Genomic DNA, 26,388 nt, shown 5'->3' with positions numbered 1-26,388 from the left:
AAAAGGAGACACCATGCTTTCCACCAGGACCAACCGGATCTTCGCGCCGGCCTTTGCCCTTTCGCTGCTTGCGGCTCCGGCGCTGGCACAATCCGCGGATACGACCGATACCGGCACGTCGTCGACGACGTCGACCGGCTCCAGCCAGAGCGGCACCGGCGGAATCGATCCGACCACGGCGCAGAACAATGTTCGCGACCGGCTGAACGAAGCCGGTTTTCAGCAGGTCGAAATTCTCGACGCTTCCTATCTCGTGCGTGCGCAGACCGAGGACGGCAATACCGTGCTCATGGTGATCGACCCGCCGATGCGCGGCATGGGAACGTCCGGCTCGGACACGTCGGGGACTTCCGGGTCTTCCGGAACCTCTGACAGCAACTAGTCCGGCAGCGGACACAACGTGAGCTCCTCTCACGGAGACGGTGCGGCCCAGGCCGCACCGTTTTTTTTGTGTTGGAGGTTTTGCGAGCACCTCCGCCCTTCCCAAGAGGGCATCGCACTCGTTTGCGGACATAAAAAAGGCGGCAGGTGCGCCTGCCGCCTTGGAATCCTCAGTGACTTTTGTCAGCCGCGTCTTACCGGGCGCCGAGGATGACCGGGTGGTCGTCCGGCAGGGCCGAATAGCGGCTGCTGTCGAAGTTGGCCATGCCGTCGATCTGGCGCTCGGTGACATTCGGGGCCTCCAGCGTCTCCTCATCGGTGACGTTGAGAGCCGACAGCGCGACCGCCGCACGGTCTTCACCAAGGCCCAGGAAGCCACCCGATGTCACCACCGCGTAAAGGCGGTTGTCGACATAGACGACGTCTTCGATGTCGCCGAGTTCGTTGCCGTTGGCACCGACGATGTCATAGTCCTTGATGTCGGCCACCGTCAGACGCACGTCGCGGGTCGAACCACGGCCGACGGCCGTGTTGGCGTCTTCCCTCGTGTCACTCTGACGAACCGCCGCGGTGTTCTGGCCGTCGATCTCGTCGCCAGCTTGATTCCGCGCCAGACGATCGGCCGCAGCCTGCCGGTTTGCGGCGGCGTTCGCGTTCGCCTGCTGCTGGTTCTGCTGCTCGTAGCGGATCTGCGGCTCGCCCTCGGCGCGGTTCACCCGAACCTCGGCCTGCTCCGTGGTGTAGCGAACATTGGGCTGCTGTTCGGTGCCCTGCATCCGCACGACCGGCTCGCCGGAGCGCTGAAGCTCGACATTGGCCTGCTCCTGCTGGCCATCCTGCGTGCGGACCTGCGGCTCGCTGTCGCTGACGCGAACCTCGGGCTGGCCCTGTTCGACCTCGACCTGGGGCTGCGAGCGACTGACATTCACATCCGGCTCCCGCATGCGTACGGTGACCTGCGGCTGCGGGATCTCGACCGTCACGACAGGGGCGGGCTGATGGATGATGATCTCAGGCTGCTGTTGCTGCACGGCGACCTGCGGGCTCGACTGGCGCACCGTCACATCCGGTTCCGGCACGTCGACGCGAATGGAGGCTTCGTCCTCGATAACGACATCGGAGCCTGTCTGACCGTTGCTCTGGTTGCTCCCCTGGCGCTGGCGATCCATGTTGGCCATCTGCCGCTCGACGCGTTCAAGCGCCTGCTCAGCGCGCTCAGGATCGCGCTGCGCCAGAGCCTGCTCGGCCTGTCGCAGAGGCTGGCGGATGCCGTTCATCGCATTGTTGCCGGCGTCGGCGCCGTTCTGTGCCTGCTGGCTCAGTCCGCGACGCGCCTCGCGGACGGCCTGTCGGGCACTCTCCAGGTCGTTGTTGTCGAATGCCTGAAGCGCGCGCTGGATGTTCCTCTGAACTTCGTTCATCCCGGCGTCGACCTGCCCGGTCTGCGAGGGATAGCGGCTGTCATTGTTCTGGGTCGTTCCCGCGTCCGGGGTCTGCTGGGCGACAGCGGCGGCAGGGGCCAGGGCTGTACCCGCCATCAGGGCTGCGACGTAAATCATCTTCATGGGTGTTTCCTCTCTGTGTCGTGTGTGGGTCTCCTTGCGCCGGTCTTCTCCGGACTGGTGTCCGCGCCGGGCATGCATAGGTCAAAGCCTTGCCACGGCCATTCGTTCCAGAAAAATTTTGCTTCTTCTTCATGTACATCAATGACTTGGCAGCGAGAGCATGGAGCCGCGAGGCGGCAAAGGTCGGGTCCGGCTGCGTCATGTGGCGCGCCGCCCCCGGACGAAGCCGGAGGCGACCGCTACCCATCCTGGGGCACTGCAATGTTACCGGAGTCTCCATGCGCCGGAGGGCCACCCATCAGAGCGGTGGCAGCGGACCAATGCCGTCACAAGACGAAATCGCCCTTCACCAGCGTGAGCTTGCCAGCAAGCAGGATGGCGAAATCGGCGGAGCCGTTGCCGTCGACATCGCCCTCGACGATCGTGTTGGAGCCGGAGAACTTGTAGCGAAGCTGACCTTCGTCGCCAGAGAAGGTCGACTTGCCGATGAAGGTGAAGGCCTGGTTGCCGCCGGTGCTCGCCTGGGCGTCGATGGCCGAGAGGTTGATCTTGTCGCCCTGCGCATGGCTGAAATCGTAGATCGTGTCACGGCCGGAGGATGCGACATCGCTGTCGGTCAGCGCCTTGTAGATGAACTGGTCGGCACCTGTGCCGCCGGTGAGCTTGTCGGCGCCATCGTCGCCGGTCAGCTTGTCGTTGCCTTCAAGTGCCTTCAGCGTGTTGGCGGCGGAATTGCCCGTCATGGAATTGGCCAGAGAATTGCCCGTGCCGTTGATCGCCGTGGCGCCGGCGAGGATCAGGTTTTCGACATTGGCTCCGAGCGTCCAGGTAATGGTCGACTCGACCGTGTCGGTGCCCTTGCCGGAGAGTTCGACGACGACATCGCCGACATTGTCGACAAAGAACTTGTCGTTGCCCGCGCCGCCTTCCATCCTGTCGGCATCGGCGCCGCCATCCAGCGTGTCGTTGCCGTTGTTGCCCTTCAGCGTGTCGGCCCCGTCATTGCCGTAGAACGTATCATTGTCGACGCCACCGTAAAGGCGGTCGTCGCCGAAGCCTCCGACAACGGTGCCTGTCAGCCTGCCGTTCCGGCCGTCGTAGAGATCATCGCCGGAATCGAGATAGATGTTACCACGCATCGTTCCGGTATTGGTAATTTCATCCACCGCGACAATGGCATTGCTGTAGAAGGCGTATTGCCCTTCGATCAGTCCGGTATTTGTGATCACCATCTTCTCGGTGGCGCCGGTGAACCGGATGATGCCGAAGCCCGAAGCCCCGCCCAGGATCGATCCGGAATTCTGGACCGTCGTCGTCGTGCCGCCGGCAATCCCGCCAACCGCGACGCCGTACTGACCCGTTATCGTGCCCTCGTTGATGACATAAGACGCGTAGCCCTGGGCCCAGACGCCGACATAGTTTGCCGAATAGACCAGCGCGCCCGCATGAATGATGGCCCTGTTGTCATAATCGAGGGAGGACGAATCCCCGAGCTGGATCGCCGTCGAGAGGGCGATGACGGTGCCGTAGATATCGGCCTGATGCGAATTTCCGGTCCCCTGTATGGCGATACCGTCGGTCGAGCCGACGGCGATGCCTGCGAGGACGAACATATCGTCGGTGGTGCCGAGATTGAACCGGACGCCGCTTCCGCTTGAGGTTGATGATGCGATCTGCAATGCCATGACCCTTACTCCCCTACAACTGAACTGGGTTTGTTTGCTCTTGAATTTACAGGCATGCACGTCCTTGCCGGCCCCATGGGGACCGGCACCAGGCTCTGTCCTCTGCAGAAAGCGCGAGCCGACCCGCCGCGGTCGTCGCGCCACCGTTCAGAGCATGGAATTCGACTTCACGAGACCGATTTTGCCGACGTCGGGATGGAGACGTCGGGCATGCATTGATGCTGAGCGGGATATCCGGCGCGGCGGGCGCACCGGAGCATGCCGTACGCGGGCCTGAAGAGAGCGGGTGGCGATCGCAACGATGCCGCTCGCCGGGGCGGGCCGGCGGGTATGCCGGGGCCGGTCGACACGCATCCAATGATCCGGAATGCCATCCCCCACACGTCCCGTGGGGGTAAAAATCCGGCTGCTCCTCATCGAATTGCAATCAAGCACAGTTTCACGGCATGCGGGAGTCCGGCCCGACAGCGTGGAATGCGGGCCGCGAAAGAAATGTAAACTGTTGCTGAAATGCCGAATGGAGCTGGCCAGGAGAGCACCCTCTTCGTGGTATGCGCGGTGACGCGCGGGCAATGGAGATGTCAGCCCCGGGCAAGGCAAAACGAAGCATACTGCCAATAAGTCCACACGGAGTCGTTCGCCATGCAACTCACCGCCTCGATGCTCACCGATCCGGCCATGCGTTCTCAGTTGGAAGCCTTTTACGGGAACAAGAAGAGCGAGACACTCGATGCCCTGCGCCAGCGGGAGGCGGAATTTCCGGACGGGTTTGCCGGAGCGACGATCACCATGCCCGATGGCGAGACCAGAACGCTCGGGCCGAACCTTTTCACCGCCGAGATGGCGGAAAAATCCTTCGTCAGCTTCGATCAGTGGATCTCCTTCATGGCCGAGCGCTTCGACGACACCTCCACCAATCTCGCCCAGGCTGAGAAGCGGGTGGCCGATGTCGAGGCGATGAACCCGGACAACAGTTCCGCCGTACACGCCACCTTCTCCAAGGAGGGTACGCTCTACGCCTATATCAACGACGACGGCACGCTGGTGACCTCGAACGGGACGGAACGATACCTTGAGGGGCTGGAGGAGGAGGCGCGGCGGAACGGGCTGTCCGGCGAGGCGCTGGTCGATCATCTCGCCGCGCGGGTGAAGGCCATCCTGGAGGAGCGCTTTCCCGAACTTAGCGTCGAGCGCTTCGACGCCGAGACCGCGCCGACGATCCGGGAGTTCGCACAATCCTGGTACCAAGGCTACGACGCCGACGAAATCTACCAGGATGCGCTCGCCGACGCGACGGCGCATCTCGACAGCGTCAAGGCCTGGCACGAGCAGTGGCAGGCGAACCTTTACGAAATCCAGGGTTTCCTGATGGGGGCCGGCACGGCTTGATCGCCCGCCGCCCCGATGGAAATGGCGGTTCCGGACTGCTTCGGTCACAGGATGAAATCGCCCTTCACCAGATCGATCTTGGTGGACAGGAGAATGGCGAAATCAGCCTTTCCATCTCCGTTGACATCGCCCTCGACGATGGTGCTGGAGCCGGAGAACTTGTAGCGAAGCTCGCCGGCATCGTGGGAGAAGGCCGACTTGCCGATGAAGGTGAAGGTCTGGTTGCCGGAGGCCTTGGTGTCGGCATCGATCGACGAAAGTACGATCCTGTCCTTTTGCGCATGGCTGAAGTCATAGATCGTATCTCGTCCCGACGAGGCGACGGTGCTGTCGGTCACGGTCTTGAAGATGAACTGGTCGGTGCCGGTTCCGCCATAGAGCTTGTCGGCTCCGAGATCGCCGATCAGTTTATCGTTGCCGGACAGACCCTTCAGCGTGTTGTTGGCGGTATTGCCCGTAATCGTGTTGGCAAGCGAATTGCCAGTGCCGCCGATCGCGTCGGTTTTGTAGAGGAGGATCAGATTCTCGACATTGGCGCCAAGCGTGTAGTTACCCGCCGCTTGTACCGTGTCGGTGCCCTGGCCCGACAGTTCGACGACCACGTCGTGGTCGTCGTCGACGTAGAACGTGTCGTTGCCCGTGCCGCCCTCCATGCGGTCTGCACCGGCGCCGCCGTTTAACGTATCGTTGCCGGCATTGCCCTTCAACATGTCGGCGCCAGCGTCGCCATAGAATAAGTCATTGTCGATGCCGCCATACAACCGGTCGTTACCGTCGCCGGCATTGATACCGCTCGACAGCCTGCCAGCGGCGCCGTTGTAGAGGTCGTCCCCACCGTAGAGGTAAATGCTCCCACGGATCGTTCCGGTGTTGTTGATTTCCTCAACCGCAGTGTAGCCGTTCGCGCTGATGGAAAAGGAGCCCTCGATCAGTCCGCTGTTGTTGACGACCATCTTTTCCGTGCTGTCGGTATATCGGGTGATCGCGACGTTGTCGCCGTGCAGCACACCCGAGTTGGTGATGATCGTCAAAGAGGCACCGCGACCGCCCACCAGCACGGCATAATACCCTTTGATGCTCCCTTCGTTCACCACCGTGCCAGCATAGGAATTCATCCAGATGCCGACATAAGACGAGTACACAAGTGCGTCCTCGTGAACCCAGACCGCGTTACCGTAGTCCAGTAGCGGATTGTCGCCGAGCTCGATCGCGTAAGCAGCGCCAACGGCGGAGCCGTAGATCTCCGCCCGCTGATAAATTCCCGAGCCGACAATGGCACTGCTATTCGTCGAGCCAATCGCCGAGCCAGAGAGGACGATGATGTCGTCCGCCGTACCGAGATCGGCACGAATGCCCGTTCCGATCGAGTTTGATCCTATGATCTGCATTGCCCTTACCTCTGTTTTCGCAGGCGTTTAATCCCTGTCTTCCCGGCACGTCATCGGCGGCCAACAGGCGTCCTCGCCCGGGAACCCGGTCGCGCAAGCGAAGGCAGCCGCCTCGTATCGACCCGTCACCAGTCGCGATCGATCGGCACCGGGCGAAGACACGGTCATCTATCGGGCATGCGAGGGGGGCGTCTTCCCCCGTGCGGGTGATGGATCCGACGTTTATCGATCCGCCGAAGCATCGGCGGATGCAGGCCGGCACAGGAACGAGAGGAGGACAAAGACGCCGGCTTCGACGGAGCGAGCGGAGGGAAGAGGCGACGAGATGCCACCTCCTCCCGGAGGTTGCGGAGAAGAGGTTTCTCGACTGTCCGGCTCAGGAAGTGGCGGCGCGGGGCGGAGGCCCGGTCGTTGCCGTGACGTTTCTACGGCTGCGGTTTTGACCTGCCAGCGAGGCGACTACAGGATGAAATCGCCCTTCACCAGATCGATCTTGCCGGACAGGAGAATGGCGAAATCAGCCTTTCCATCTCCGTTGACATCGCCCTCGACGACGGTGCTGGAGCCGGAGAACTTGTAGCGAAGCTCGCCGGCATCGTGGGAGAAGGCCGACTTGCCGATGAAGCCGAAAGCCTGGTTGCCGGAGGCCTTGGTGTCGGCATCGAGGGCCGACAGCTCGATGCGGTCACCCTGGGACCCGGAAAAGTCGACGATCGTGTCGCGGCCGCTCGCAGACGTCTTTGTATCGCCGAGGGCGGTGAAGACGAAGCGGTCGGCCCCGGCGCCGCCATAAAGCGCGTCGGCGCCGGCTCCGCCGGTAAGGCGGTCGTTGGCGTCGCCGCCTTCCAGCCGGTCATTGCCCGAGCCGCCATTCAGCGTGTCGTTGCCGGCAAGCCCCTTCAGCGTGTTGGCGGAGGAATTGCCCGTGATGGTGTTGGCGAGCGCGTTGCCAGTGCCGTTGATGGCCGCCGTGCCTGTCAGCGTCAGCTTCTCCACTTCGGCCGCCAGCGTGTAGCTCACCGAAGCCTGAACGAGATCGGTTCCGCCGCCGGAGACTTCGGTTACCCTGTCGCCGCTGTTGTCGACGATATAGGTGTCGTTGCCGGCGCCGCCCGCCATGGCGTCAGCCCCGGCGCCGCCGTTCAGCGTGTTGGCCGCGGCGTTGCCGGTCAGTGTGTTGGCGAGCGCGTTGCCAATGCCGGTGATCGCAGCCGTGCCTGTCAGCGTCAGTTTCTCCACCTCGGCCGCCAGGGTGTAGCTTATCGAGGCCTTGACGAGATCGGTGCCGCCGCCGGAGGCTTCGGTCACGGTGTCGCCGGTGTTGTCGACGATAAAGGTATCGTTGCCGGCGCCGCCGGTCATGGCATCGGCACCCTCGCCGCCATCGAGCGTGTCGTCGCCATTGCCACCATCCAGCGTATCGTCGCCGGCAAGTCCCGAAAGACTATTATTGCCATCATTGCCGGTCAGCGTATTGGCGAGTCCATTGCCGGTTCCGGCGATATTGCCGGCGCCGGTCAGCACGAGGTGTTCGACGTTGTCCACGAGCGCGAAGGAGATCGCGGCGCGGACCGTATCGGTGCCGGCGTCGGAGGCTTCCGTCACCGTGTCGCCGGCGTCGTCGACATAATAGAGATCGTCGCCGTTCCCGCCGGTCATGGCGTCGGCACCCTCGCCGCCGTCGAGTGTGTCGTTGCCGTCGCCGCCGATCAGCGTGTCGTCGCCGCGATTGCCCTCCAGCGTATCGTCTTCGGCGCCGCCGTCGAAGGTCTCGTCGCCATCGCCGCCGCGGATGACGTCGTTCTGGCGGCCGCCATAGACAACGCCGTCGATGGTGCCATGCCGCCCATCATAGAGATCGGCACCGCCGCCGAGCCAGACCGCGCCGATGATCGTGCCATTGTTGGTGATCTCCGTGACGCCGGTGGCCCGGGAACCGCTATCGCCCCTGAAGGCCGAGCTGACGCCCTTGATGAGCCCCGTGTTGACGATCTCCAGGCGCTCGGCGCCAGACTGGACGATGGCCGCATCGCTGCTGCCGGATCCGTAACCGAGAATCGAGCCCGAATTGACGATCGTCGTGGTGGTGGCGGTGTTGTGACCCTGAACACGAATGCCGTAATCGCCGGAGATGTGCCCGGCATTGGTGACCGTCGAACCATAGGCATCGAGCAGGATGGCGTCGGCCGCCGACCCGATGACGCCGGATGCGCCGATGGTCAGGTTGATGCCGAAGCTGGTCTCGCCGCTGCCCAGCAGAAGCGACACAAGATAGCCCCAGACCGTGCCGTTGATCTCGATGTCGTGGTCGGAACCGGCGAGCGCGAAGGCCCAGCCGGTTTCGCCGTAGCAGATGGCCGCCTGGTTCACCAGAAGATCATCGCCCTCCGACAGGTCGGCCACCGAGATGCCCCCGGTGTTGATGCCGGAATAGGTATAAAGAGTCATCGCCGCACTCTCCTCATGCGTTCGCCGACGCGAACGGAGAGGCGACCGTAGGTCCGGGCGATGGCGCCGTGAACGCCATGATCATGGTATATGTTCGGCTTGGCTTAAGTGGGTCGGGGGGAAATGCCAGTCAGGGCCCCGGCGGCATTTTCTCGAAGGCGGGCAGCGCAGGGTCGATGTGATCCCAGGGGAAGCCGGCGGCGGTCCAGGAGACCAGTTGCGGGCGGAAACGGGCGGGGTCGTCGAGGCTGGCAGGCGTGACGATGAAGATATCGGGCACGACCGGGAAGGTCATATAGACCGGCGAACCGCAGGTTGGGCAGAAAGCGCGTTGCTTGACCGTCCCGCCGTCGCCGGTCGACTGCCAGCGCGAGGGTTCGCCCTTCGTCGCCACCTCGGCGGCGGCAAAGACCAGATGCGACTGGTGGCCTGTGCCGCTGTCGCGCTGGCACTGGCGGCACTGGCAATCGAGCATGGCGGCGGGCTCGCCTTTGATCTCGTAGCGGATCGCGCCGCAGGCGCAGCCGCCGGTATAGGACGTGCTCATCCCGTTTCTCCATTTCTCGGTTGCGAGAGGTTCAGTGTTCGGTCTTGCCGGGAGTCTCCTCGCCGGCGAGAGTATCGAGCCGGCCGACGACGACCTTCCAGCCCTCGCCCATGGTGCGATAGGCGCTGTCGTTGACCGGCAGGACGAAGCCCGAATGGACGAGGCGCAGGCGCGTGCCGCTCTCAGCCTCCGACAGGGTGAAGGTCACGACCGTATCGAGCTTGGAGCCATAGCCCTCATTGGCCTCGTGACCGCCGGCCCAGGAAAAGGAAAGCCGCTCGTTTTCGATGACCTCCAGCACCTCGCAGCGGATGGTGCCGTCCCATTCGCCGGCGGGCTTGGTCTGGAAGGTGAAGCGGGTGCCGACGACGGGCTCGAAGCCGATGGGCGGCATCAGCCAGCGAGCGATGAGCGCGCTGTTCGTCAGCGCCTTCCAGAGAATTCCCCGTTCATGAGGAAAAACGTCGTCGAGGACGATCGCCTGCGTCTCCGGGGACTGTCTCTCCGGGCGGATGCTCTGTTTCATGGATCGATATCCTTAAGGAGGGTCTTCAGGTCGGCGAAGCGTTCGCGCCAGAAGATGCCGTAATGCGTCATCCAGGTGGCCAGCGGCTCCAGCCCTTCCGGCCGGGCGCGATAATAGACCTTGCGCCCCTCCGGCCGCTCGCTGACAAGCCCGGCCTCCTTCAAAGTCTTCAGATGCTGCGAGACGGCACCCTGTGTGACGGTGCCGGCGCGGGTGAGCTCGACGACGGTGATCTCGTCCGTTTCGGCGATACGTTCGAAGAGCCCACGGCGGGTGGGGTCGGCGAGCGCGCGCATGACGGCAGTGACGGTTTCTGGTTGGGTCATGGCAAAATCAATAGCTGATACTAATTCATTAGTCAATTCTATTTTATTTAAAGGGATAAACTCGCGCTGTTGACCAGCGCATTCTCGGAGGACTACAGGTTCAAGCGGCGCCGTCAGGTCCGATGAAACGGCTTCCTTGTAAAGTCGGACACAGCTTTCAAACGACGTTTCCGTCGTTCTTATCGCCCAAGCGAGAACGACAGAACCGAGCACAACGGACAGTGGAATTCCGAGATGTCGCATTGCCGTCTCCTGGCTTCGATCAAAATCTTCTCGGTACTTAGCAAATGTGTGGCCGGAGACCTGGCGGATCCGGATTGCACGCCTTCCCGCTAAATCTCATCGCAGTTGTTTCAGCACATGTCTGTGCTGTCGGTCCGGTAGAGCCTCGATATTCCCGCGGAACCGACGAGCTCACCCGTTGCAAGGCTACATGTTTATCGGACGAGTTTTTTCTCGTGGCCATGATACTCGGCGCTACACGCCCAGCGTAACAAAAAACACAATCCGTGGTAGCGTCGTTCACGGCGATGGATTTTCCCCAACCCGGTTTCGCGCCGCACTCCGTACTACCCCACCAGTCCCCTTCTCCCCGCAGCCACCACCGCCTTCGTCAGCCCCTCCAGTTCCCCCGCCACGAGGCGGTTGACCTGCCAGTCGAGGGGGACGTCGATGACGATGCCGGGGACGAGGTCGACGAGGTGGCCGGATTGCAAGTGGCGGTCGACGAGGATCGCCGGGTTCATGCCCCAGCCCATGCCCGAGAGCGCCGCCTCGACGAAGGCGTGGGTGGAGGGGAGCAGATGGGTGGGGACGGCGATTTCGCGGCCGAAGGCCTTTTCGAGGAAGCGGGCCTGCAGGCGGTCCTTCTGGTTGTAGGTGAGCGCCGGCGCTCGGGCGAGCGCCTCCGGCGTGACGCCATCGGGGAAATGGCGGGCGACGAAATCCGGCGAGGCGGTGGCGTGGTAGCGCAGCTTGCCGAGCGGATGGCGGCGGCAGCCGGTGACGGGTTTGTCGAGCCCGGTGACGGCGGCGAGCACGCGGCCGGCCTTCAGCCAGTCGGCCGTGTGGTCCTGGTCGTCGACGGCGATGTCGAGCAGCATGCCTGATGATTTGGCGAAATCGGAGGCGGCAGCGACGAACCATGTGCCCAGGCTGTCGGCATTGGTGGCGACGGACACGGTGACGGGCATGGCGCCGGTCTCGGGCTTCAGCGCCGGCAGGTGCTCCATCAGATTGCCCTCCAGCATCTCCACCTGCTCCACATGACGGCAGAGCCAGGCGCCCTGCTCCGTCGCCAGACACGGATTGCCGCGCGCCACCAGCACCGCGCCCACCCGCTCCTCCAGCTGCTTGATGCGCTGGGAGACGGCGGAGGGGGTGACCGCGAGCGTGCGGGCGGCCTTTTCGAAGCTTCCGGTGCGGACGACGGCTGCGAGCGCCCGGAGGGCCTGGTAGTCGAGCATGATTAGCACTCCTAATCTGAGGTTAGGAGAGTTAATTAGACTAAATTGTGTGGGAGGGGTAGTTGGGGTCGAACTGTCGGGGGTTTGCCCCTCATCCGGCTGCCGCCACCTTCTCCCCGTTTTGACGGGGAGAAGGGAGATGGAGCGCCGGCCTTGCCCCAAGTCCCTTCTCCCCGTGTCCACGGGGAGAAGGTCCCGGCAGGGGGATGAGGGGCAGTTTCCGCGCCGCCTTCGTCGTTTGAAACAGGAGCCCTTCATGTCACCCACCGTTTTCGCCACCGGATTTTCCATGGGGCTCACGCTCATCGTCGCGATCGGGGCGCAGAATGCGTTTGTGCTGAAACAGGGGTTGAGGCGCGAGCATGTGTTTGCGGTGTTTCTCACCTGCGCGCTGTCGGATGCGATCCTGATCACGCTCGGGGTCACCAGCCTCGGCGTGGTGACGGCGGTGCTGCCGTGGCTCGAGCCGGCAATGCGCTATGGCGGAGCGGCGTTCCTGATCTGGTATGGGGCGCGCAGCCTGATCTCGGCCTTCACGGGCAAGGCAGCGCTGACGGCGGACGGTGCGGCAGTGCCGAGCCTGAAGGCGACGCTTATCACCTGCCTCGCGCTCACCTGGCTGAACCCGCATGTGTGGCTCGATACCGTGGTGCTGCTGGGATCGATCTCGACGCAGTTTCCGGGCGAGCGGATGGCCTTCGCGCTGGGAGCGACGGCGGCATCGTTCGCCTTCTTCTTCGCCCTTGCCTATGGCGCGCGGTTTCTGGCGCCGCTGTTTGCGCGCCCCGCCGCCTGGCGCGTTCTGGAGGGCGTCATCGCGCTGGTGATGTGGGGTATTGCCGCGAAACTCGTCATTGGGATGTAGGCGTGTGATTGTAACACAAATTGATTTCGTGACAGCATTATGACACAATCTAACCATTGCAAAATAAATAGTTATAAAACATAATTTCATTGGGTCCGCCGACGCACGCCACCGCCTCGCCACGGACAGACATGCCGCCCCCCGGCTGCCTATCAGACGGTCATCCCCTCGACCGGACGGCAAATGGACGGGGTCTGGAAGCCCTGCGGGTGCAGAACGTCCCTCTGCCCCGCGGGGCGAAACCCCTCCCGCGAACCTCTCCGCTGCCCAGACGTTTTGCTCCGGTACACCTCAAGATCGGAGAAAAGCCATGGCCTACCTGCGTTTTGCCGCGATGATCGGCGTCTCGACGGCGCTGATGTTCGCGCTGATGTATCTCAACACCTATGCGCTGGACCACGTGTTCTTCAGCGAGTCCCGGGTCTTCGCCGCGCTCTACATGGGCGCCTCGATGGCGATCGTCATGCTGGTCTTCATGTGGGGCATGTATCCGAACCGGACCGCCAACATGGCGATCCTCGCCGGCGCGGCCATCGTGTTCGGCCTGTCGCTTTTTCTGCTGCGCAGCCAGGAAACCGTCGGTGACGTCGCCTATATGAAGGCGATGATACCGCACCACTCGATCGCCATCCTGACCTCGTCGCGCGCCCATATCGACGATCCGCGCGTGCGCTCGCTGGCGGACGGCATCATCGAGACCCAGCGCGAGGAAATCGCCGAGATGAAGGACCTGATCGCCGAACTGGACGGTTCAGGCGCGACACGAACCGAGGCCCATGCAGGACAGTAACGCCACAGACGGAATGGATGAGACAACAGGAGCCAGGCGACCGGGCGGACTCCGTGCGAAGCTTGCCGCCCTGCCCGGCCTGCTGCCGAAGGGACGCGCGACGCTCGGGCAGTTGCTGACAGGTCTCGGCGATCACCAGACGGCGCTGGTGCTGGCGGTCTTTTCGCTGCCGGCGATCATTCCGACGCCCGGCATTCCGGCCGGCATGATCTTCGGCACGGCGCTCGCAATCCTGTCGCTGCAGATGGTGGCGGGGTCGCCGGAATTTGCGCTGCCGGGGCGGCTTTCGCGCGTCGGCGTGCCGCGCAATCTGGTGCTCGGCATGGCATCCGGCGGCGCGCGGACGCTGGCGCGCATCGACGGCTGGCTGAAGCCGCGCTGGCGGGGCCTGGCCGATGCCGGCGCGTTGCGCCCGCTCGGGCTCGTGGTGTTCCTGATGGGTGTGCTGATCGCACTGCCGATCCCGTTCGGCAACGTGCTTCCCGGCCTGTCGGTGCTGATGATCGCGCTCGGTCTCGCAGAACGCGACGGCATGGCGGTGGGCGCCGGACTGCTGCTCGCCGTGCTCTCGGTGCTGTTCTCGATCGCGATGATCGCCGGCGGCTGGTATCTGATCCAGAGCTGGCTTGCCGGCTGAGAACCTTAAAGCGTTCCGCGCAGCGCCACGTAGAGCGCATCCGGCACGCTGGCGCGGTAAGCCAGCATGGCGATGACGGTGGCCACCGCGATCAGGGTCGCCAGCGACAGGCGGTCGGAGAAACGGCGGACGTAATCGGTGAAGCCGGGGATCAGAAGCGCGACGGCGGTGAGGATCGTGGCGCCGCCCACCAGGCCGTAGCGCGGGTCGTTGGCAACGCCGATGAACAGGAAGGCGCCCATATAGGAACAGCCGGCGAGCGTCAGCGCCAGGGACAGCGTGGCGAGCGGATCGCCGCGGCGGCGGGCGTCGTGGGTGATGATCAGCACGCCGAGACCGAGCGCCAGCCAGAGCGCCGGCGTGGCCCAGGGGCCGTAGCGGACCAGATCCATGATCCGTGCGGCACCCTCCAGCGGCGGCAGTGCCGCCGGCTGGCCATCGACGATCGCGTGGATCGCCGGCAATGCGGCCTGGTGGCCGGGGATCAGGAACTGCATGGCGGCATTGAAATGGCGCAGGCGATGTTCGGCCCAGGCCAGCGGATGGCGGGCGATGGCGGAGACCCACATGCCGCCAAGGCTTGCGGGTTCGGTCGCCACCGCACCCGGAATGTCGGTCGCAAGCCCGGTCGGCGTATCCGGCGAGCCGGCGATGCGATCCCAGAGGAAGCCGCAGCGGCGGGCGTGATAGAAAGTGTCGGCGATGACGGGCGTATAGCACTCGTCGATCTCCTCCAGCGTGATCTTGTCCTGGAGCACCGAGACGTCGCGGGAAAAATGGGCGATGCCGGCCATGTCGAAGATCTGCAGCGTGCGCAGCGCACCGGCATCGCGGGCGCCGAGCAGGCCGTGATTGATGATGCCGCTCGGCAGCACCAGGACGAGCGCGGCAAGGCCCATGAGCAGACCGGAACGCAGAGGGCGGCGCAGGCCGGCCGGCCAGAGCATCCAGAGCGCCACCGGCAGAACGACGAACCAGCCATTGGTGCGCACCAGACCGGCATAGAGAAGCAGCAGACCGGCGATGACGGCCGCCCAGAGCGGCGTCTTCTCGCCGGCAAGGCGCGTGCGGGCGACGAGCGCCACCGCCAGCATGACTGTGGCGGCGAGGCCCACATCCTTGTGGATGTTGACGATCTGCATGAGGAAGGGCGGGAAGAAGCCGACGAGGAAGACCGCCCAGGCGCCGACGCGATGGCCGAGGCGGGCGAGCGTCAGCGCCAGGAGGACGAAGGCGAGCGCCCAGCAGACCATCTGGAAGACGAACATGGTCCACACACCGTCGCTCACCGACAGGAACAGCGACCAGAGGCGCGCCATGATCGGCGGGTGCCAGTCGTTGTAGGTCCCCGTCATCGCCTGTTCCAGCTGGCTCTGGCTGTCGGGGTTCATCTCGCCCGGAAAGCGGACAAGGATGAAGCCGACCCAGCCGACGAGGCCAAGGACGAGGATGAGAAGGCGATGGTTCAGGCGGGACATGGACACGCGGGACTCCGGAGCGGTCGGGATATCTCGACGCATCCCTTACTCCATAGCCGCCCCCGAGATAAGTGACGGGGCCAAATTCGTAAATATATGGTAAAAAACGGCGCGAAAAACTTAATTAAAATTGGAAGCAAAGAAAAACTGCGATCATCAACCCAATCTAAACTCCGGCGATCTTAACATTAACAGTCAGAACCGTTTGACAGAAGCAGGCTTCCGGGGATTCCTGCCGTCACTTCAAATAAATCTGGGACAGATCGCGCATGGTTGCTTTGTACGACGTCAATCGCTCTTCCGGCGGCCGCAAGACGGCGCAGCAGGTGCAGCCGAAGATCGCGGTACTGGTGCCCTGCTACAACGAGGCGACGACGATCGCATCCGTGGTGACCGATTTCCGCCTGGCGCTGCCGCAGGCGACGATCTACGTCTACGACAACAATTCCAAGGACGACACGGCCGAGATCGCCCGCGAGGCGGGTGCTGTCGTGCGCTCCGAAACGCGACAGGGCAAGGGTCAGGTCGTCCGGCGCATGTTCGCCGACATCGACGCCGACGTCTATGTGCTGGTCGATGGCGACGACACCTATGCGGCCCCGGCGGCGGCACAGGCGATCGAGAGCGTGCTGGCCGAGGGTGTCGACTTCGTCAACATCGCCCGCGTTTCCACCGCGGTGGAGGCCTATCGCCCCGGCCACAGGCTCGGAAACGTGATGTTGACCGAGATGGTGCGCATGTTCTTCGGCCGCCAGACGAGCGACATGCTGTCGGGCTACAAGGTGCTGTCGCGCCGCTTCGTGAAATCCTTCCCGGCGATGTCGAGCGGCTTCGAGACCGAAACGGAACTCACCGTACACGCGCTCGAAATGCGCATGCCGATGGCGGAGATTTCCGCGCCCTACAAGGAACGCCCGCCGGGCTCTGTCTCCAAGCTCAACACCTTCCGCGACGGCTGGCGAATCCTGATGCTGATCGCCCGCCTGATCAAGGACGAGCGGCCGCTGAAATTCTTCTCGACCATCGGCCTCGTGCTTGTCGCGCTCGCCATCGGCATCTCGATCCCCGTTGTTATCACCTGGCTCGAAACCGGCCTCGTCCCCCGCCTGCCCACCGCCGTCCTCTCCGTCGGCATGGTCATCACCGGCTTCCTGTCGATCTTCACCGGGCTCATTCTCGATGTCGTGACGAAGTCCCGGCAGGAGATGAAGCGCATGGCGTATCTGGCGATTTCGTTGAGGGGGTGAAGGCGAAGCTTCCCAGCTTCGGGCAGGCCGTTCGGCTAGAAACGCCATCAGGGGGCGGAACGCGTCGAGGGTTGATTTCAAGCCAAGAGCGGACGGTGCCTTGCAAGGGGCTAGCGACGACTTGGGGGCGGGAAGGAAACAGTCCAGACTTAGAAGACTGGCGCGATATAGCTGCTATAGAGCGTCGGAGCTTTCATAGCCGCTTCAGACCCGATGTCGATTACCAAGAGATAAAGCGTGGATTATAAAAGCTACCTGTCGCCGTCTCGTTGAGGACGCAGCTATGCGCACGTTAGTGAAGATCAACCGGGTTGCGGCTCGATTTTGTGTGTAATGTTCTTCACTTGAAATAGCCGACACCGCCCAACTTCAAAATCGTCAATATTGAAAATCGCGACATTGTAGCCGTCCTCGCCGAACGCGCTTTTGTACGCCACGCCGTCATAACCAAGGGAACGGAACAATTCTGCAAGTATCTGTGTCGGAGCGTATTCCGCTGCATCATCAGATCTATCGGCCGGCGCCGAAAATGCTCGGTCTATATCGGACCAAACGGCTTTCTCCATCTCATCGCGCTCTGGCTCTTCGAAATATATAAATTGCCTTTTAGCGAGAACGCTGCAGTCAATCAGTTTGAGTTCGCGCAAGCATTTCATACTGGCAACTGTCACGTAGGCGCCGATGGCAGGCCTGACTTCCGATACTGCCGTCGCGTCGTTTGTCGCCATATAGAGACACGGTATTCCGCGGGGGTTCACGCGTCCGTCGCCGGCGCGGTCACGCAACGGGATCATGCGGGTCTTGCTGGCCGCGCACTCGATATCGGCGATGTAGATTTCTTCACCGTCATCGCCGGTTTGATACATCGATCTCCAGTTATGGGCTACTTGGGCTCGCCTAAACCCCGCCCCTACTTTGACAAAACGCTCCCGAGCATGACACGTAACAGCAACGGCTTGCAAAAATGCTTCCGCCTCGGGAGACCGGATGAAACGGCGTGACTTTAAGACCTCGCCTCGAAAAGCATGGTAATCATGGCGCGATTTGAAAGTGGGAGGCAAAATTTTCTCCGTCACGAATGTAGTCCCAAAGTCGACAACCAATAGGTCAGTTCTGCACGCACCTGTCAAAAGCGGACGTCGCCATCGTCTGTGAAGACAGAGCGAACTGCCCCATACACTAGTTCAAACGGTCCGTTGTCGCCAAAGGCCTTCGCTGCGACGGCGACGGCCATCATTGCACGATGGATGTACAGGACGTACTGCCCCTTCATGTCAGATAGCCGACGATCTGTGGTTTGGAGTGGTAATGCGAACTTGTGACCATCGTATAAATCCATGATGTGCACCGCCGCACCGTGCACATAACCGGAAAACGTAGCGTCGATGGTCTCAGTTGCCGCTACCACCTGGCTTACCGGCAATCCCGCATTGTAGGTGCGGGCCACATAGGCTCTAATATCGCGGCGGGAGACACGATTTCGTCTCTGGGTCGCCTGCAGAGGATCCGGGTGATCAAATTCCTCCTGAAAGAATTCGGCAAGATACTGATCGTGACGAGGTTCGCACGGGTGTTGGAATACCAGCGGCCCAGCAATAAACATGATGTCGGTGTCGAGTTCGTCCAGAACTCTCATAGTGGCGCCAGCATCTAGAACTAACCCGTTCTGGAGCAATACCCAGCCAGCTCTCAACGCGCTCGACAATCGCACCGACTTTAGAACTAGGGCCTGATGCGCCTGATGCTCGACATACCGATGTGCACGATAACCTCCCGGCAAATCTGTCCACGTTGGATGAGGCACCAGATTCTCCATGCGTGCAACAGCCTGATCAATCGTTTGCAAAGCAATTGTGAATGCCGCTTTTTCTTTAGGGGAGAAAGGCACGGGAACCTCAACGGGGTGAATTTTAGGACGCCACAACTGCTTCCGCCACTGAAATGTCTGATGTCCACGCTGTCTTGGCCAAAAGCAGACCGTAGTAAATCCAGCCATTCTGGCGGCGCTGGCGACCAAGCAACTCTACTTAAGTATTCGCCTAAATACTACTAATAGCAGGTGTGAAGGCCCAAAGCCGCCTTACTCTCGATCCTCAAAATCCGAATGACGAAAGAGCAGTCAAACGAGACGCCCCCTCACTCCCCCGTCCGTCGCGCCGCCGCGTTATACACCTCGTTCCGCTCCCGCTTGCCCACCGCCACGACAAGCACCAACACCTCCCGATCCCGCACCTCGTAAACGAGCCGGTAGCCGGCGTTGCGGAGCTTGATCTTGTAGCGTTCCTTCGCGCCATGCAGGCGGGCGGAGGGGATTTTCGGGTTTAGCAGACGTTCGGCGAGTTTTGCCTTGAACTGGTCGCGGGTCTGGCTGTCGAGCTTCTTCCACTCCTTCAGGGCCTCGTCCAGAAAGGCGAGCTCATAGGTCATCCAGCGTGACCTTGTGGATCTCCTGGCCCTCGCGGGCATCGGCGATGGCGTTCAGCTCCAGATCCTCCAGCCGTTCCAGCATGGCCTCGTAGGCCTTTGCCGGTACGCAATAGAAGGCGGGCTCGTTGCGATTGAGGATCGCGACAGGAAACCCCTCCCCGGCGGCGACGGTGCCCATCGGGTTCCTCTTCAGCTCGGAGACGCTGGCGGTGGTGGAGGCAAGGATCTGGTGAGCCATGAAGAGTATCCTTGATGGTGCTTTTATCAGGTCTTTAAATAGCTCTTTTGAGCGTGGTCTTCAAGGTGAAACCGAGGCGAGCGACCATGGGCGGGGGTTTTGGCGCGGGTCCTGATCCGTGCTATAGATCGTGATGCAATCGGGTGCTTCGCCATGTCCAGGACAAGCGGGAATTCCTCCGAACAGCCAACTGCTGCAAAGCCAGCGCATTTGCCCGCGCTCGACACGGGCTCGCCGGACTTCGCGGAAGAATGCCGGCGTCAGGCAAAGGCGGCAGCGGAGAGCGATGCGCGAGATGGCGAGTTCCAGCGGTTTCTCGAGGCGGTGCTCGACGACCTGCTCGAATAACGCCCCATTCACAATCCCGCGAGCCCGCCCCTTCACCGCTCTCCCCGCCCCGCCGTTAACCCTGCCCATAAAGATTGCATTTATCTTTTGGCGGTAAGGTCTCGTTAGGATTCGGCCTGTGCTGCCGCCAGCCGCTGGTTTTGCGGGGTGGCGCCTTCTCCAACCGTTGAGTGAGTGATGCGTCTCAATTGTCTTCCGGCCCTTCTTCTGGCCTCCACGCTTCTTGTCGGCTGCAGCTCGACGTCGGACCCGACGGCGGCGCTTTCGGTGAAGACCTCGAACGAGACGACGGCCTCGATCGCGCCGACGCCGCCGGCGAAGGTGTCAGGTGGCGAGGAGATGCATGAGCTCGCCTGGGCTGGCGGATCCGCGCAATCGCCCGCGCTTTCGGCCGTGAGCGCGTCGGGCTATGCCGCGCCGACCGACCGGCCGAACACGGTGATGGCGCCGGTCGTGAAGGGCGGGCGGCTGAAGGTCTATGCCCAGCAGTTCCGCGATGCCAAGCCGATCAATTTCGGCAAGGTGCAGCCGAAGCACTATGCGGTGCACGGCGTCGACGTGTCGCGCTGGCAGGGCGACATCGACTGGCCGAAGCTCCGCACCCAGGGCGCCAACTTCGCCTATATCAAGGCGACCGACGGCGGCGACCACATCGACCCGATGTTTGCCAAGAACTGGCGCGAGGCCAAGGAAGCCGGGCTGAAGCGCGGCGCCTACCACTTCTTCTACTGGTGCCGCGTGGCGAGCCAGCAGGCCGAATGGTTCATCAAGAACGTGCCGAACGATCCCGACGCGCTGCCGCCCGTCATCGACGTGGAGTACAACCACCAGTCCGACTGCCGCTTCAAGATTTCGGCGGAAAAGGCGCGCGAGAAGATGCAGGTGTTCATGGACATGCTGGAGCGCCACTACGGCAAGCGCCCGGTGATCTACACCGCGCCCGATTTCTACGCCGACAACCTCGCCGGCCACTTCAAGACCTACCCCTTCTGGCTGCGCGCCGTCGCCCAGCACCCGTCCAAGGTCTATCCGAACCGCGACTGGGTGTTCTGGCAGTATTCCGGCTCCGGCCTCTCCCACGGGGTGAGCGAGAAGATCGACCTCAACGTGTTCCGCGGCACGGTCGAGCAGTGGCACGACTTTGCCGAGGGCGGAAGACGGGTTGCTTCGCGGTAGGGTGATCCACGCCGGAAGCGGACGTTGAGACGTCCAGACGACGCGCTCCGGCGGCTAGGACAGGTCGTGAATGTCCTTTCCCAGGGCCGGCCCCAGTCGCCACTCACTGAATCGCACTTCCAGGCCTGCCCGTTCGGGCGTGCAGCACATGGGGCCGACCAGATAGCGATCCGCTTTCGGGAAAGGGCAAAGGCGGACCAGTGGCCAGGTCCGCCCGTCGTCTGACGCCTGTATCCTCAGAACGCCGCTCTCTACGGTCACCCTTATCCGGAAATCCGAGGGGTCACCGTCATATCGCCCGGTGGCCCAATCGGAGACTTCATCCGTCAGAACACTGCCGAGCAGGCCATGTCCGTCAGAGAACTCGATACCGGTCTTGACCCAGCGTCTTCCATCAAGCCTGACCATGAGGCCGGCCTGGTCGTAGAGATGATCGAAATGCGCCCTGACCCGAACCTCGGCGGTGAAATCGCCTTCGGTCTCGAATGCATAGAAGTGGCCGTTGTCGCGGACGAAGCCGTAGTGTGTCTTTCGCCAAAAATCGGTGTTGGCGTCCGTCACCACGAACAGTTCGCCATCCGATATTTTCGCCTTTGTGGGCTCGTTGAGCCAACGTCCGTCTTTGAGGGTCTGCAACAGCGGCTCCCATGACAACTCGCGGATTTTCCGACCCGCATCTTTCGTTCGGTCGCCAATCCTAGAGCGATTGATTGCCGACAAACAAGCGGTGACGGAGGTCTTCCGGCCGATAGCTGGTCACGGCTCCAAGGACTCGAAAAATGAAGCGCCGGCGCTTCACATATCCGTGAACGGCCAGGCACCAGAAATAGTTCGCATGCTACCCGAGAGTTAACCCTTCGTTTACCATGCGGCCTCTTTAGTGGCGCTCTTCTCTCCAGCGCGATGACCGCGCGAATCTCTTCATTTTTGAGTTTTCATGACCAGTATTCTCACGAATATCGGGGCGATGAGTGCGCTCCAAACTCTCCGTACTATCGCTGGTCAAATGCAGGACACGCAACGCCAGGTGTCGACCGGAATGAGGGTGGAGCAGGCTTCCGACAATGCCGCGTACTGGTCGATTTCCACGACAATGCATTCCGACAACATGGCGCTAGCGGCGGTGGAAGACGCGCTGGGGTTGGGTGGCGCGAAGGTCGATACCGCCTATGCCGGGATGACGGCCGTCGTCGATGTCATCAGTGAGATGAAGTCGAAAATTGTCGTGGCAACAGAAGACGGTGTTGATCGCTACAAGGTTCAGGCTGAGATCGAACAGCTCAAGGAGCAACTCACCAGTATCGTTTCTTCCGCCACTTTCAGCGGGGAGAACTGGCTTTCCACCGATGGCAGCAATAGCGCCTCCGTCGTCGCGTCTGCGACGCGAGATGCGAGCGGTAACTTCGGCGTCAAGAAAATCTCTGTAAATCTAAGCGAAATTGCACTTTTCACTACGATGGGTAATGGCCTCTTGCAGACGATCCCGTCGACTGGAGGAAATGGCAGAACATATGGTGGTTTTGAGAACTTCACGAGCCCCACTGACACATTTGCCTTTACCGAGCCATTCACGATGGATGACGGAGACGAATTCAAATTCGACATCCAAGACGGGGCACTTCTCTATACGGCAACTGTGACGAAAGCGGTTTTCGACCAATGGGCCGGACCGAATGGAGTTGTAGACGGGGACTTCGAATTTTGGGACCTCTTGGCCCAATCAGCCGCCGACTCTGGTCCCGGTTTCTACGGAGTCAACAACCAAGCGTTCGGCCAAGACGCCCCCAATCCCGTGCTGTTTTCCAACTTCCGTGTAACAGGCGTTCCTGAGTACACGATTATGGATGTGGATGTCACGGACGGAAGCGACCTGGGTCTTCTGCTATCCCGGATCGACGGTTGGCTGGAGATGACAATCGATGCGGCCGCAGACCTGGGGGCACTTCAATCACGCATTTCGATGCAGTCGGATTTCGTTGCGAAGCTCACAGACAGCATCGACAGCGGAATCGGTCGCCTCGTGGACGCCGATATGAACGAGGCTTCCACGCGTCTGAAGGCGCTGCAAACGCAGGAGCAGTTGGCGATACAGTCGCTCAGCATCGCGAATACGAGTGCCGATAGTGTGCTGACGCTGTTCAGGTAACACTCGGCCGTACGTGATATCGTCCACCTGACCGGAAGCCGCCCTGTCCGGTCACCGCCGCCAGTGCCGAAAGCTATGTCACGCCCCTCCCCTCTTTCGCTCCCCATCGCCCATTGACGCCCCCGCGTTACATTGTTACACCTTCTTCCGTTGAAGGTTCTCCAAGGGTCGCGAAAGCCCGAGGGGATTAAAAGGGAACACGGTGCGACGTACCCAACAGGGCGCAAGACCGTGGCTGCCCCCGCAACTGTGAGCGGCGAGTTCGACCGGGATAAACCACTGGCCCAAAAGGCCGGGAAGGTCCGGGAGCGCATTGACCCGCAAGCCAGGAGACCTGCCTCGACGTGTAACGAAACCCGGCCGGGGTGTGCCGAGGAGAGCGACGATGGCATTCGAGAGATCCTTTTCCGATTCCCGCCAGCCGCAGCCCTTCCGCGACCCGAGGTCCGTCGTGGAGGCTGAAGGATGCAATTGCCGTCGACGCTGAGCGGCGTGAAGCCCGCCGGGCTTCGCGTGGAAAGTGTTTCCTGGGGCGGCGCCGTACGCGGCTCTCCAGACGAACCGATCATTTCAGACATTTCCTTTACCGTGCTGCCCGGCGAGATGCTGGCGATCGTCGGTCCGAACGGGGCCGGCAAATCGAGCCTGCTGCGCTGCCTGTACCGCTATCACAGGCCGGATGCCGGCCGGATCACCATCGATGGCGAGGATATCTGGCAGATGAAGCCGCAGGCCGTGGCGCGGCGCATCGCCACCGTGCTGCAGGAGCCGGCGACCGATTTCGGCCTCACAGTCGCGGAGATCGTGGAGCTCGGACTGACACCGCACCAGGGGCGCATGAACAGGCACGAGGCCTACGCGGCGATCGGCGATGCGCTGCAATTGATGGCGCTCGAGCATCTGGCGCCGCGCAATTTTGCGTCGCTCTCGGGCGGCGAAAAGCAGCGGGTGATGATCGCCCGCGCGCTCCTGCAAAAACCCGACATCCTGATCCTCGACGAACCGACCAATCATCTCGACATCCGCCACCAGCTCGAAGTGCTGGCGCTGCTCTCGCGACTGCCGGCGACCGTGATCGTGTCGCTGCACGACCTGGCGCTCGCTTCGGCGCATGCCGATGCCGTGCTTGTCATGGCGCGCGGGCGGCAGGTGCAGTACGGCCCGGCGCTCGATGTGCTGACCCCGCATGCGATCCGCGAGACCTTTTCGGTCGAAGCTGTGATCGACGCCCATCCGGCCACCGGCCGGCCCCGCTTTTCCTTTCATCTCGACCAGACCATTTCAGGGAGACCTTGATGCGCTTCACCATTGCCCTTTCCGCCTTTATCGCCCTTTCGGCCTCCACCGCGCTTGCCTCCGGCTTTCCAGTCACCGTGAAGAGCTGCGACCGCGAGGTGACCTTCGAGGCGGCACCGAAGCGGGCGATCTCTCAGGACGTGAACCTCACCGACATGATGCTGGCGCTCGATCTCACCGGCAGCATGGCCGGCGTCTCCGGCATTTCCGGCTGGTACAAGATGGACGAGGAGATGAAAGCGAAGCTCGGCGACCTGCCGGAGATCGCGCCGCAATACCCAACCAAGGAAGTGCTGCTGGAGGCCGATGCCGACCTGTTCTTCGCCGGCTGGAACTACGGCATGAAGGTCGGCGGCGAGGTGACGCCTGAGACGCTGGAGCCGTTCGGCATCAAGGTCTACGAGCTGACCGAGAGCTGCATTCACATCATGAAAAAGGACAAGTCCTCGATGGAGGACATGTATACAGACATCCTGAATCTGGGCCGGATCTTCGGCGTTTCGGAAAAGGCCGAGGCGCTGGTCGAGGGCTACCGCAAGGAGATCGCCGAGGCCACCGCGTCCGTGCCGGAGGGAACGCAGCCGCTCAATGTGTTCGTCTATGACAGCGGCGAGGAAAAGCCGTTCACGGCCGGCCGCTTCGGCATGCCGACGGCGCTGATCGAGGCGGCCGGCGGCGTCAACATCATGGAGGATGTCGAGACCAGCTGGACCGAGGTCGGCTGGGAGCCGGTGATCGAGCGCAATCCGGAGGTGGTCGTCATCGTCGACTACGGCGAGGTGACGGCGGAGCAGAAGATCGCCTACATGCGCGACAATCCGGCCTTCAAGGATATTCCGGCGGTGAAGAACAACCGCTTCGTCGTGCTGCCCTATGTCGAGGCGACGCCCGGTCCGCGCAACATCAACGCGGTCAAGACGCTCGCCGACGCCTTCCAGCGCTCGACCCAGTAATGAGCCATCGCGGATACGTCAGCGGGCCGCGCCATGCCCTCATTCACCTCACCCCGGTGCTGGTGGCGGGGCTAACGGTGGGTCTCGCCGCCATGATCATGCTCGCCGTCTCGGTGGGATCGACCAATATTCCGCTGTCGGAGGTGTGGAAGATCATCGCCAGCCATCTCGGCGTGACAGGAATGGAGCAGGACTGGTCGGCCGGCCGGGACAACATCGTCTGGCAGGTGCGGCTTCCCCGCGTGCTGCTCGGCGCCATGGTCGGCGCCGGTCTGGCGCTGGTCGGCGCGGCGCTGCAGGCGGTAACCCGCAACACGCTCGCCGATCCGCATCTGCTCGGCATTTCCTCGGGCGCGGCCTTCGGGGCGATCATCGTACTGTTGCACACCGGCACGTTTCTCGGTCTGGTCACCGTACCGCTCTTCGCCTTCGGCGGCGCGATCGCGAGCACAGCGCTGGTGGTCGGCATCGCGAGGCTCAACCGGGCCGGCAATGCCAGCCGGCTGGTGCTGACCGGGGTGGCGATCTCCTTCGTCATCACCTCGCTCGGCAGCCTCGCCATTCTGCTCGGCGATCCGCGCGCCACGCATACGGTGGTGTTCTGGATGCTGGGCGGACTGGGGCTGGCACAATGGGACTACCTGCCCTACCCGCTGGCGGTGCTTCTCGGCTGCGGCACCTACCTGATCGCCAAGGCCCGCAGCTTCAATGCCATGACGCTCGGCGACGAGACCGCCACGACGCTCGGCATTCCGGCGGAGCGGTTCCGGCTGACGGTGTTCATCGTCTGCGCGCTGCTGACCGGCGCGGCGGTCGCCTTTTCCGGGGTGATCTCGTTCATCGGGCTGATGATCCCGCATCTGGTGCGGTTCGTGGTCGGCGGCGACTACCGACGGGTGCTGCCGCTTTCGGCGCTTGGTGGGGCGATCTTCCTTGTCGCGGCCGACATCGTCGCGCGCACGCTGATCCCGCCGCAGGACATGCCGCTCGGCATCATCACCGGGCTTGTCGGCGGGATCTTCTTTATCTGGATGATGCGCGGCGACCGGGCGACCGGCTGAGCGAC

The 26,388-nt window shown here is 62.5% G+C and carries 26 protein-coding genes and 1 riboswitch; of the genes, 12 read left to right on the top strand and 14 right to left on the bottom strand.

What is annotated here, in order from left to right; genetic code table 11:
- Nucleotides 1–13 precede the first annotated feature (13 nt).
- Nucleotides 14–382: a hypothetical protein gene (locus tag J5J09_RS06740; protein ID WP_208548908.1), complete on the top strand. Its 369-nt coding sequence runs from the start codon at nt 14–16 to the stop codon at nt 380–382.
- Between the two features lie 193 nt (nt 383–575).
- On the opposite strand, the gene J5J09_RS06735 is transcribed toward J5J09_RS06740, so the two are convergent.
- Nucleotides 576–1,946 carry a PRC-barrel domain-containing protein gene (locus J5J09_RS06735; protein ID WP_208548907.1) on the bottom strand — a complete coding sequence of 457 codons (1,371 nt, stop codon included), beginning with the start codon at nt 1,944–1,946 and terminating at the stop codon, nt 576–578.
- A gap of 326 nt (nt 1,947–2,272) precedes the next feature.
- Nucleotides 2,273–3,631 carry a calcium-binding protein gene (locus J5J09_RS22940; protein WP_208548906.1) on the bottom strand — a complete coding sequence of 453 codons (1,359 nt, stop codon included), beginning with the start codon at nt 3,629–3,631 and terminating at the stop codon, nt 2,273–2,275.
- A 642-nt stretch (nt 3,632–4,273) separates the two neighbouring features.
- On the opposite strand from J5J09_RS22940, the gene J5J09_RS06725 reads away from it, so the two are divergent.
- Nucleotides 4,274–5,020 (top strand): hypothetical protein, encoded by a 747-nt coding sequence (locus J5J09_RS06725; RefSeq protein WP_208548905.1) that lies wholly within the window; start codon nt 4,274–4,276, stop codon nt 5,018–5,020.
- Between the two features lie 44 nt (nt 5,021–5,064).
- Here the strand turns inward: J5J09_RS06725 and J5J09_RS06720 are convergent, their stop codons facing one another.
- From J5J09_RS06720 to J5J09_RS06695, 6 genes are all read right to left on the bottom strand, one after another.
- Entirely contained in the window at nt 5,065–6,408 is a 1,344-nt protein-coding gene (locus J5J09_RS06720; RefSeq protein WP_208548904.1) for a hypothetical protein, read from the bottom strand.
- Between the two features lie 459 nt (nt 6,409–6,867).
- Nucleotides 6,868–8,856 carry a calcium-binding protein gene (locus J5J09_RS06715; protein WP_208548903.1) on the bottom strand — a complete coding sequence of 663 codons (1,989 nt, stop codon included), beginning with the start codon at nt 8,854–8,856 and terminating at the stop codon, nt 6,868–6,870.
- Nucleotides 8,857–8,986: 130 nt separating this feature from the next.
- The gene (locus J5J09_RS06710; RefSeq protein ID WP_208548902.1) at nt 8,987–9,403 is read right to left on the bottom strand and encodes a GFA family protein; all 417 of its coding nucleotides are present in this window, start codon (nt 9,401–9,403) and stop codon (nt 8,987–8,989) included.
- A gap of 31 nt (nt 9,404–9,434) precedes the next feature.
- Nucleotides 9,435–9,929, bottom strand: coding sequence for an SRPBCC domain-containing protein (locus tag J5J09_RS06705; RefSeq protein WP_208548901.1), 495 nt, complete (start codon nt 9,927–9,929; stop codon nt 9,435–9,437).
- Nucleotides 9,926–10,255 (bottom strand): metalloregulator ArsR/SmtB family transcription factor, encoded by a 330-nt coding sequence (locus tag J5J09_RS06700; protein ID WP_208548900.1) that lies wholly within the window; start codon nt 10,253–10,255, stop codon nt 9,926–9,928. Before J5J09_RS06700 ends, J5J09_RS06705 begins: the two co-directional genes overlap by 4 nt.
- A gap of 569 nt (nt 10,256–10,824) precedes the next feature.
- On the bottom strand, nt 10,825–11,721 hold the full coding sequence (locus tag J5J09_RS06695) for a LysR family transcriptional regulator ArgP (protein WP_208548899.1): 897 nt from the start codon (nt 11,719–11,721) through the stop codon (nt 10,825–10,827).
- 256 nt (nt 11,722–11,977) lie between these two features.
- Here J5J09_RS06695 and J5J09_RS06690 point away from each other — a divergent pair, with 256 nt between their 5' ends.
- The 3 genes from J5J09_RS06690 to J5J09_RS06680 all read left to right on the top strand — a co-directional run bounded on the left by J5J09_RS06690 (nt 11,978) and on the right by J5J09_RS06680 (nt 14,013).
- Entirely contained in the window at nt 11,978–12,586 is a 609-nt protein-coding gene (locus tag J5J09_RS06690) for a LysE/ArgO family amino acid transporter (protein ID WP_208548898.1), read from the top strand.
- A gap of 310 nt (nt 12,587–12,896) precedes the next feature.
- Nucleotides 12,897–13,376: a DUF305 domain-containing protein gene (locus J5J09_RS06685; protein ID WP_208548897.1), complete on the top strand. Its 480-nt coding sequence runs from the start codon at nt 12,897–12,899 to the stop codon at nt 13,374–13,376.
- On the top strand, nt 13,363–14,013 hold the full coding sequence (locus J5J09_RS06680) for an exopolysaccharide biosynthesis protein (RefSeq protein WP_208548896.1): 651 nt from the start codon (nt 13,363–13,365) through the stop codon (nt 14,011–14,013). The genes J5J09_RS06685 and J5J09_RS06680 overlap by 14 nt, the downstream gene beginning before the upstream one ends.
- A 5-nt stretch (nt 14,014–14,018) precedes the next feature.
- On the opposite strand, the gene J5J09_RS06675 is transcribed toward J5J09_RS06680, so the two are convergent.
- Nucleotides 14,019–15,497 (bottom strand): hypothetical protein, encoded by a 1,479-nt coding sequence (locus tag J5J09_RS06675; RefSeq protein ID WP_208548895.1) that lies wholly within the window; start codon nt 15,495–15,497, stop codon nt 14,019–14,021.
- Between the two features lie 263 nt (nt 15,498–15,760).
- Between J5J09_RS06675 and J5J09_RS06670 the strand changes: the two genes are divergently transcribed.
- The gene (locus J5J09_RS06670) at nt 15,761–16,738 is read left to right on the top strand and encodes a glycosyltransferase family 2 protein (protein ID WP_208548894.1); all 978 of its coding nucleotides are present in this window, start codon (nt 15,761–15,763) and stop codon (nt 16,736–16,738) included.
- A 302-nt stretch (nt 16,739–17,040) separates the two neighbouring features.
- Here the strand turns inward: J5J09_RS06670 and J5J09_RS23000 are convergent, their stop codons facing one another.
- The 4 genes from J5J09_RS23000 to J5J09_RS06650 form a co-directional block, all read right to left on the bottom strand.
- Entirely contained in the window at nt 17,041–17,814 is a 774-nt protein-coding gene (locus tag J5J09_RS23000; protein ID WP_208548893.1) for an RES family NAD+ phosphorylase, read from the bottom strand.
- A gap of 50 nt (nt 17,815–17,864) precedes the next feature.
- On the bottom strand, nt 17,865–18,626 hold the full coding sequence (locus J5J09_RS06660; RefSeq protein ID WP_208548892.1) for a hypothetical protein: 762 nt from the start codon (nt 18,624–18,626) through the stop codon (nt 17,865–17,867).
- A gap of 248 nt (nt 18,627–18,874) precedes the next feature.
- Nucleotides 18,875–19,165, bottom strand: coding sequence for a type II toxin-antitoxin system RelE/ParE family toxin (locus J5J09_RS06655; protein WP_208548891.1), 291 nt, complete (start codon nt 19,163–19,165; stop codon nt 18,875–18,877).
- Complete coding sequence (locus J5J09_RS06650) at nt 19,155–19,403, bottom strand: type II toxin-antitoxin system Phd/YefM family antitoxin (RefSeq protein WP_208548890.1); 249 nt, start codon at nt 19,401–19,403, stop codon at nt 19,155–19,157. The genes J5J09_RS06655 and J5J09_RS06650 overlap by 11 nt, the downstream gene beginning before the upstream one ends.
- 153 nt (nt 19,404–19,556) lie before the next feature.
- On the opposite strand from J5J09_RS06650, the gene J5J09_RS06645 reads away from it, so the two are divergent.
- Both J5J09_RS06645 and J5J09_RS06640 read left to right on the top strand, forming a co-directional pair.
- Nucleotides 19,557–19,751: an antitoxin MazE-like protein gene (locus J5J09_RS06645; RefSeq protein ID WP_208548889.1), complete on the top strand. Its 195-nt coding sequence runs from the start codon at nt 19,557–19,559 to the stop codon at nt 19,749–19,751.
- A 177-nt stretch (nt 19,752–19,928) separates the two neighbouring features.
- Nucleotides 19,929–20,927, top strand: coding sequence for a GH25 family lysozyme (locus J5J09_RS06640; RefSeq protein ID WP_208548888.1), 999 nt, complete (start codon nt 19,929–19,931; stop codon nt 20,925–20,927).
- A 54-nt stretch (nt 20,928–20,981) separates the two neighbouring features.
- On the opposite strand, the gene J5J09_RS06635 is transcribed toward J5J09_RS06640, so the two are convergent.
- Nucleotides 20,982–21,563, bottom strand: coding sequence for a DUF1349 domain-containing protein (locus tag J5J09_RS06635; protein ID WP_208548887.1), 582 nt, complete (start codon nt 21,561–21,563; stop codon nt 20,982–20,984).
- 301 nt (nt 21,564–21,864) lie between these two features.
- On the opposite strand from J5J09_RS06635, the gene J5J09_RS06630 reads away from it, so the two are divergent.
- The 4 genes from J5J09_RS06630 to J5J09_RS06615 all read left to right on the top strand — a co-directional run bounded on the left by J5J09_RS06630 (nt 21,865) and on the right by J5J09_RS06615 (nt 26,383).
- Nucleotides 21,865–23,073, top strand: coding sequence for a flagellin (locus J5J09_RS06630; RefSeq protein WP_208548886.1), 1,209 nt, complete (start codon nt 21,865–21,867; stop codon nt 23,071–23,073).
- 137 nt (nt 23,074–23,210) lie between these two features.
- Nucleotides 23,211–23,430, top strand: a riboswitch (cobalamin riboswitch).
- Nucleotides 23,431–23,538: 108 nt separating this feature from the next.
- The gene (locus J5J09_RS06625; protein ID WP_208548885.1) at nt 23,539–24,369 is read left to right on the top strand and encodes an ABC transporter ATP-binding protein; all 831 of its coding nucleotides are present in this window, start codon (nt 23,539–23,541) and stop codon (nt 24,367–24,369) included.
- Nucleotides 24,369–25,322: an ABC transporter substrate-binding protein gene (locus J5J09_RS06620; protein ID WP_208548884.1), complete on the top strand. Its 954-nt coding sequence runs from the start codon at nt 24,369–24,371 to the stop codon at nt 25,320–25,322. The genes J5J09_RS06625 and J5J09_RS06620 overlap by 1 nt, the downstream gene beginning before the upstream one ends.
- A complete protein-coding gene (locus tag J5J09_RS06615; protein WP_208548883.1) occupies nt 25,322–26,383 on the top strand; it encodes an iron ABC transporter permease in 1,062 nt (353 codons plus the stop codon). The genes J5J09_RS06620 and J5J09_RS06615 overlap by 1 nt, the downstream gene beginning before the upstream one ends.
- The last annotated feature ends 5 nt before the right edge of the window (nt 26,384–26,388 follow it).

It is taken from the genome of Ciceribacter sp. L1K22 (assembly GCF_017599385.1).
Lineage (GTDB): Bacteria > Pseudomonadota > Alphaproteobacteria > Rhizobiales > Rhizobiaceae > Allorhizobium.
This window is presented reverse-complemented; position numbering and strand designations above follow the sequence as displayed.

Excerpts from the sequence above, each read along its gene's own strand:
- J5J09_RS06620 (WP_208548884.1), top strand. The coding sequence starts at position 24,369 with ATGCGCTTCACCATTGCCCTTTCCGCCTTTATCGCCCTTTCGGCCTCC.
- J5J09_RS06700 (WP_208548900.1), bottom strand. The coding sequence starts at position 10,255 with ATGACCCAACCAGAAACCGTCACTGCCGTCATGCGCGCGCTCGCCGAC.
- J5J09_RS06645 (WP_208548889.1), top strand. The coding sequence starts at position 19,557 with ATGTCCAGGACAAGCGGGAATTCCTCCGAACAGCCAACTGCTGCAAAG.
- J5J09_RS06625 (WP_208548885.1), top strand. The coding sequence starts at position 23,539 with ATGCAATTGCCGTCGACGCTGAGCGGCGTGAAGCCCGCCGGGCTTCGC.
- J5J09_RS06710 (WP_208548902.1), bottom strand. The coding sequence starts at position 9,403 with ATGAGCACGTCCTATACCGGCGGCTGCGCCTGCGGCGCGATCCGCTAC.
- J5J09_RS06740 (WP_208548908.1), top strand. The coding sequence starts at position 14 with ATGCTTTCCACCAGGACCAACCGGATCTTCGCGCCGGCCTTTGCCCTT.
- J5J09_RS06680 (WP_208548896.1), top strand. The coding sequence starts at position 13,363 with ATGCAGGACAGTAACGCCACAGACGGAATGGATGAGACAACAGGAGCC.
- J5J09_RS06655 (WP_208548891.1), bottom strand. The coding sequence starts at position 19,165 with ATGACCTATGAGCTCGCCTTTCTGGACGAGGCCCTGAAGGAGTGGAAG.
- J5J09_RS06690 (WP_208548898.1), top strand. The coding sequence starts at position 11,978 with ATGTCACCCACCGTTTTCGCCACCGGATTTTCCATGGGGCTCACGCTC.
- J5J09_RS06650 (WP_208548890.1), bottom strand. The coding sequence starts at position 19,403 with ATGGCTCACCAGATCCTTGCCTCCACCACCGCCAGCGTCTCCGAGCTG.
- J5J09_RS06640 (WP_208548888.1), top strand. The coding sequence starts at position 19,929 with ATGCGTCTCAATTGTCTTCCGGCCCTTCTTCTGGCCTCCACGCTTCTT.
- J5J09_RS06725 (WP_208548905.1), top strand. The coding sequence starts at position 4,274 with ATGCAACTCACCGCCTCGATGCTCACCGATCCGGCCATGCGTTCTCAG.
- J5J09_RS06705 (WP_208548901.1), bottom strand. The coding sequence starts at position 9,929 with ATGAAACAGAGCATCCGCCCGGAGAGACAGTCCCCGGAGACGCAGGCG.
- J5J09_RS22940 (WP_208548906.1), bottom strand. The coding sequence starts at position 3,631 with ATGGCATTGCAGATCGCATCATCAACCTCAAGCGGAAGCGGCGTCCGG.
- J5J09_RS06695 (WP_208548899.1), bottom strand. The coding sequence starts at position 11,721 with ATGCTCGACTACCAGGCCCTCCGGGCGCTCGCAGCCGTCGTCCGCACC.
- J5J09_RS06630 (WP_208548886.1), top strand. The coding sequence starts at position 21,865 with ATGACCAGTATTCTCACGAATATCGGGGCGATGAGTGCGCTCCAAACT.
- J5J09_RS06685 (WP_208548897.1), top strand. The coding sequence starts at position 12,897 with ATGGCCTACCTGCGTTTTGCCGCGATGATCGGCGTCTCGACGGCGCTG.
- J5J09_RS06720 (WP_208548904.1), bottom strand. The coding sequence starts at position 6,408 with ATGCAGATCATAGGATCAAACTCGATCGGAACGGGCATTCGTGCCGAT.
- J5J09_RS06670 (WP_208548894.1), top strand. The coding sequence starts at position 15,761 with ATGGTTGCTTTGTACGACGTCAATCGCTCTTCCGGCGGCCGCAAGACG.
- J5J09_RS06735 (WP_208548907.1), bottom strand. The coding sequence starts at position 1,946 with ATGAAGATGATTTACGTCGCAGCCCTGATGGCGGGTACAGCCCTGGCC.
- J5J09_RS06615 (WP_208548883.1), top strand. The coding sequence starts at position 25,322 with ATGAGCCATCGCGGATACGTCAGCGGGCCGCGCCATGCCCTCATTCAC.
- J5J09_RS06715 (WP_208548903.1), bottom strand. The coding sequence starts at position 8,856 with ATGACTCTTTATACCTATTCCGGCATCAACACCGGGGGCATCTCGGTG.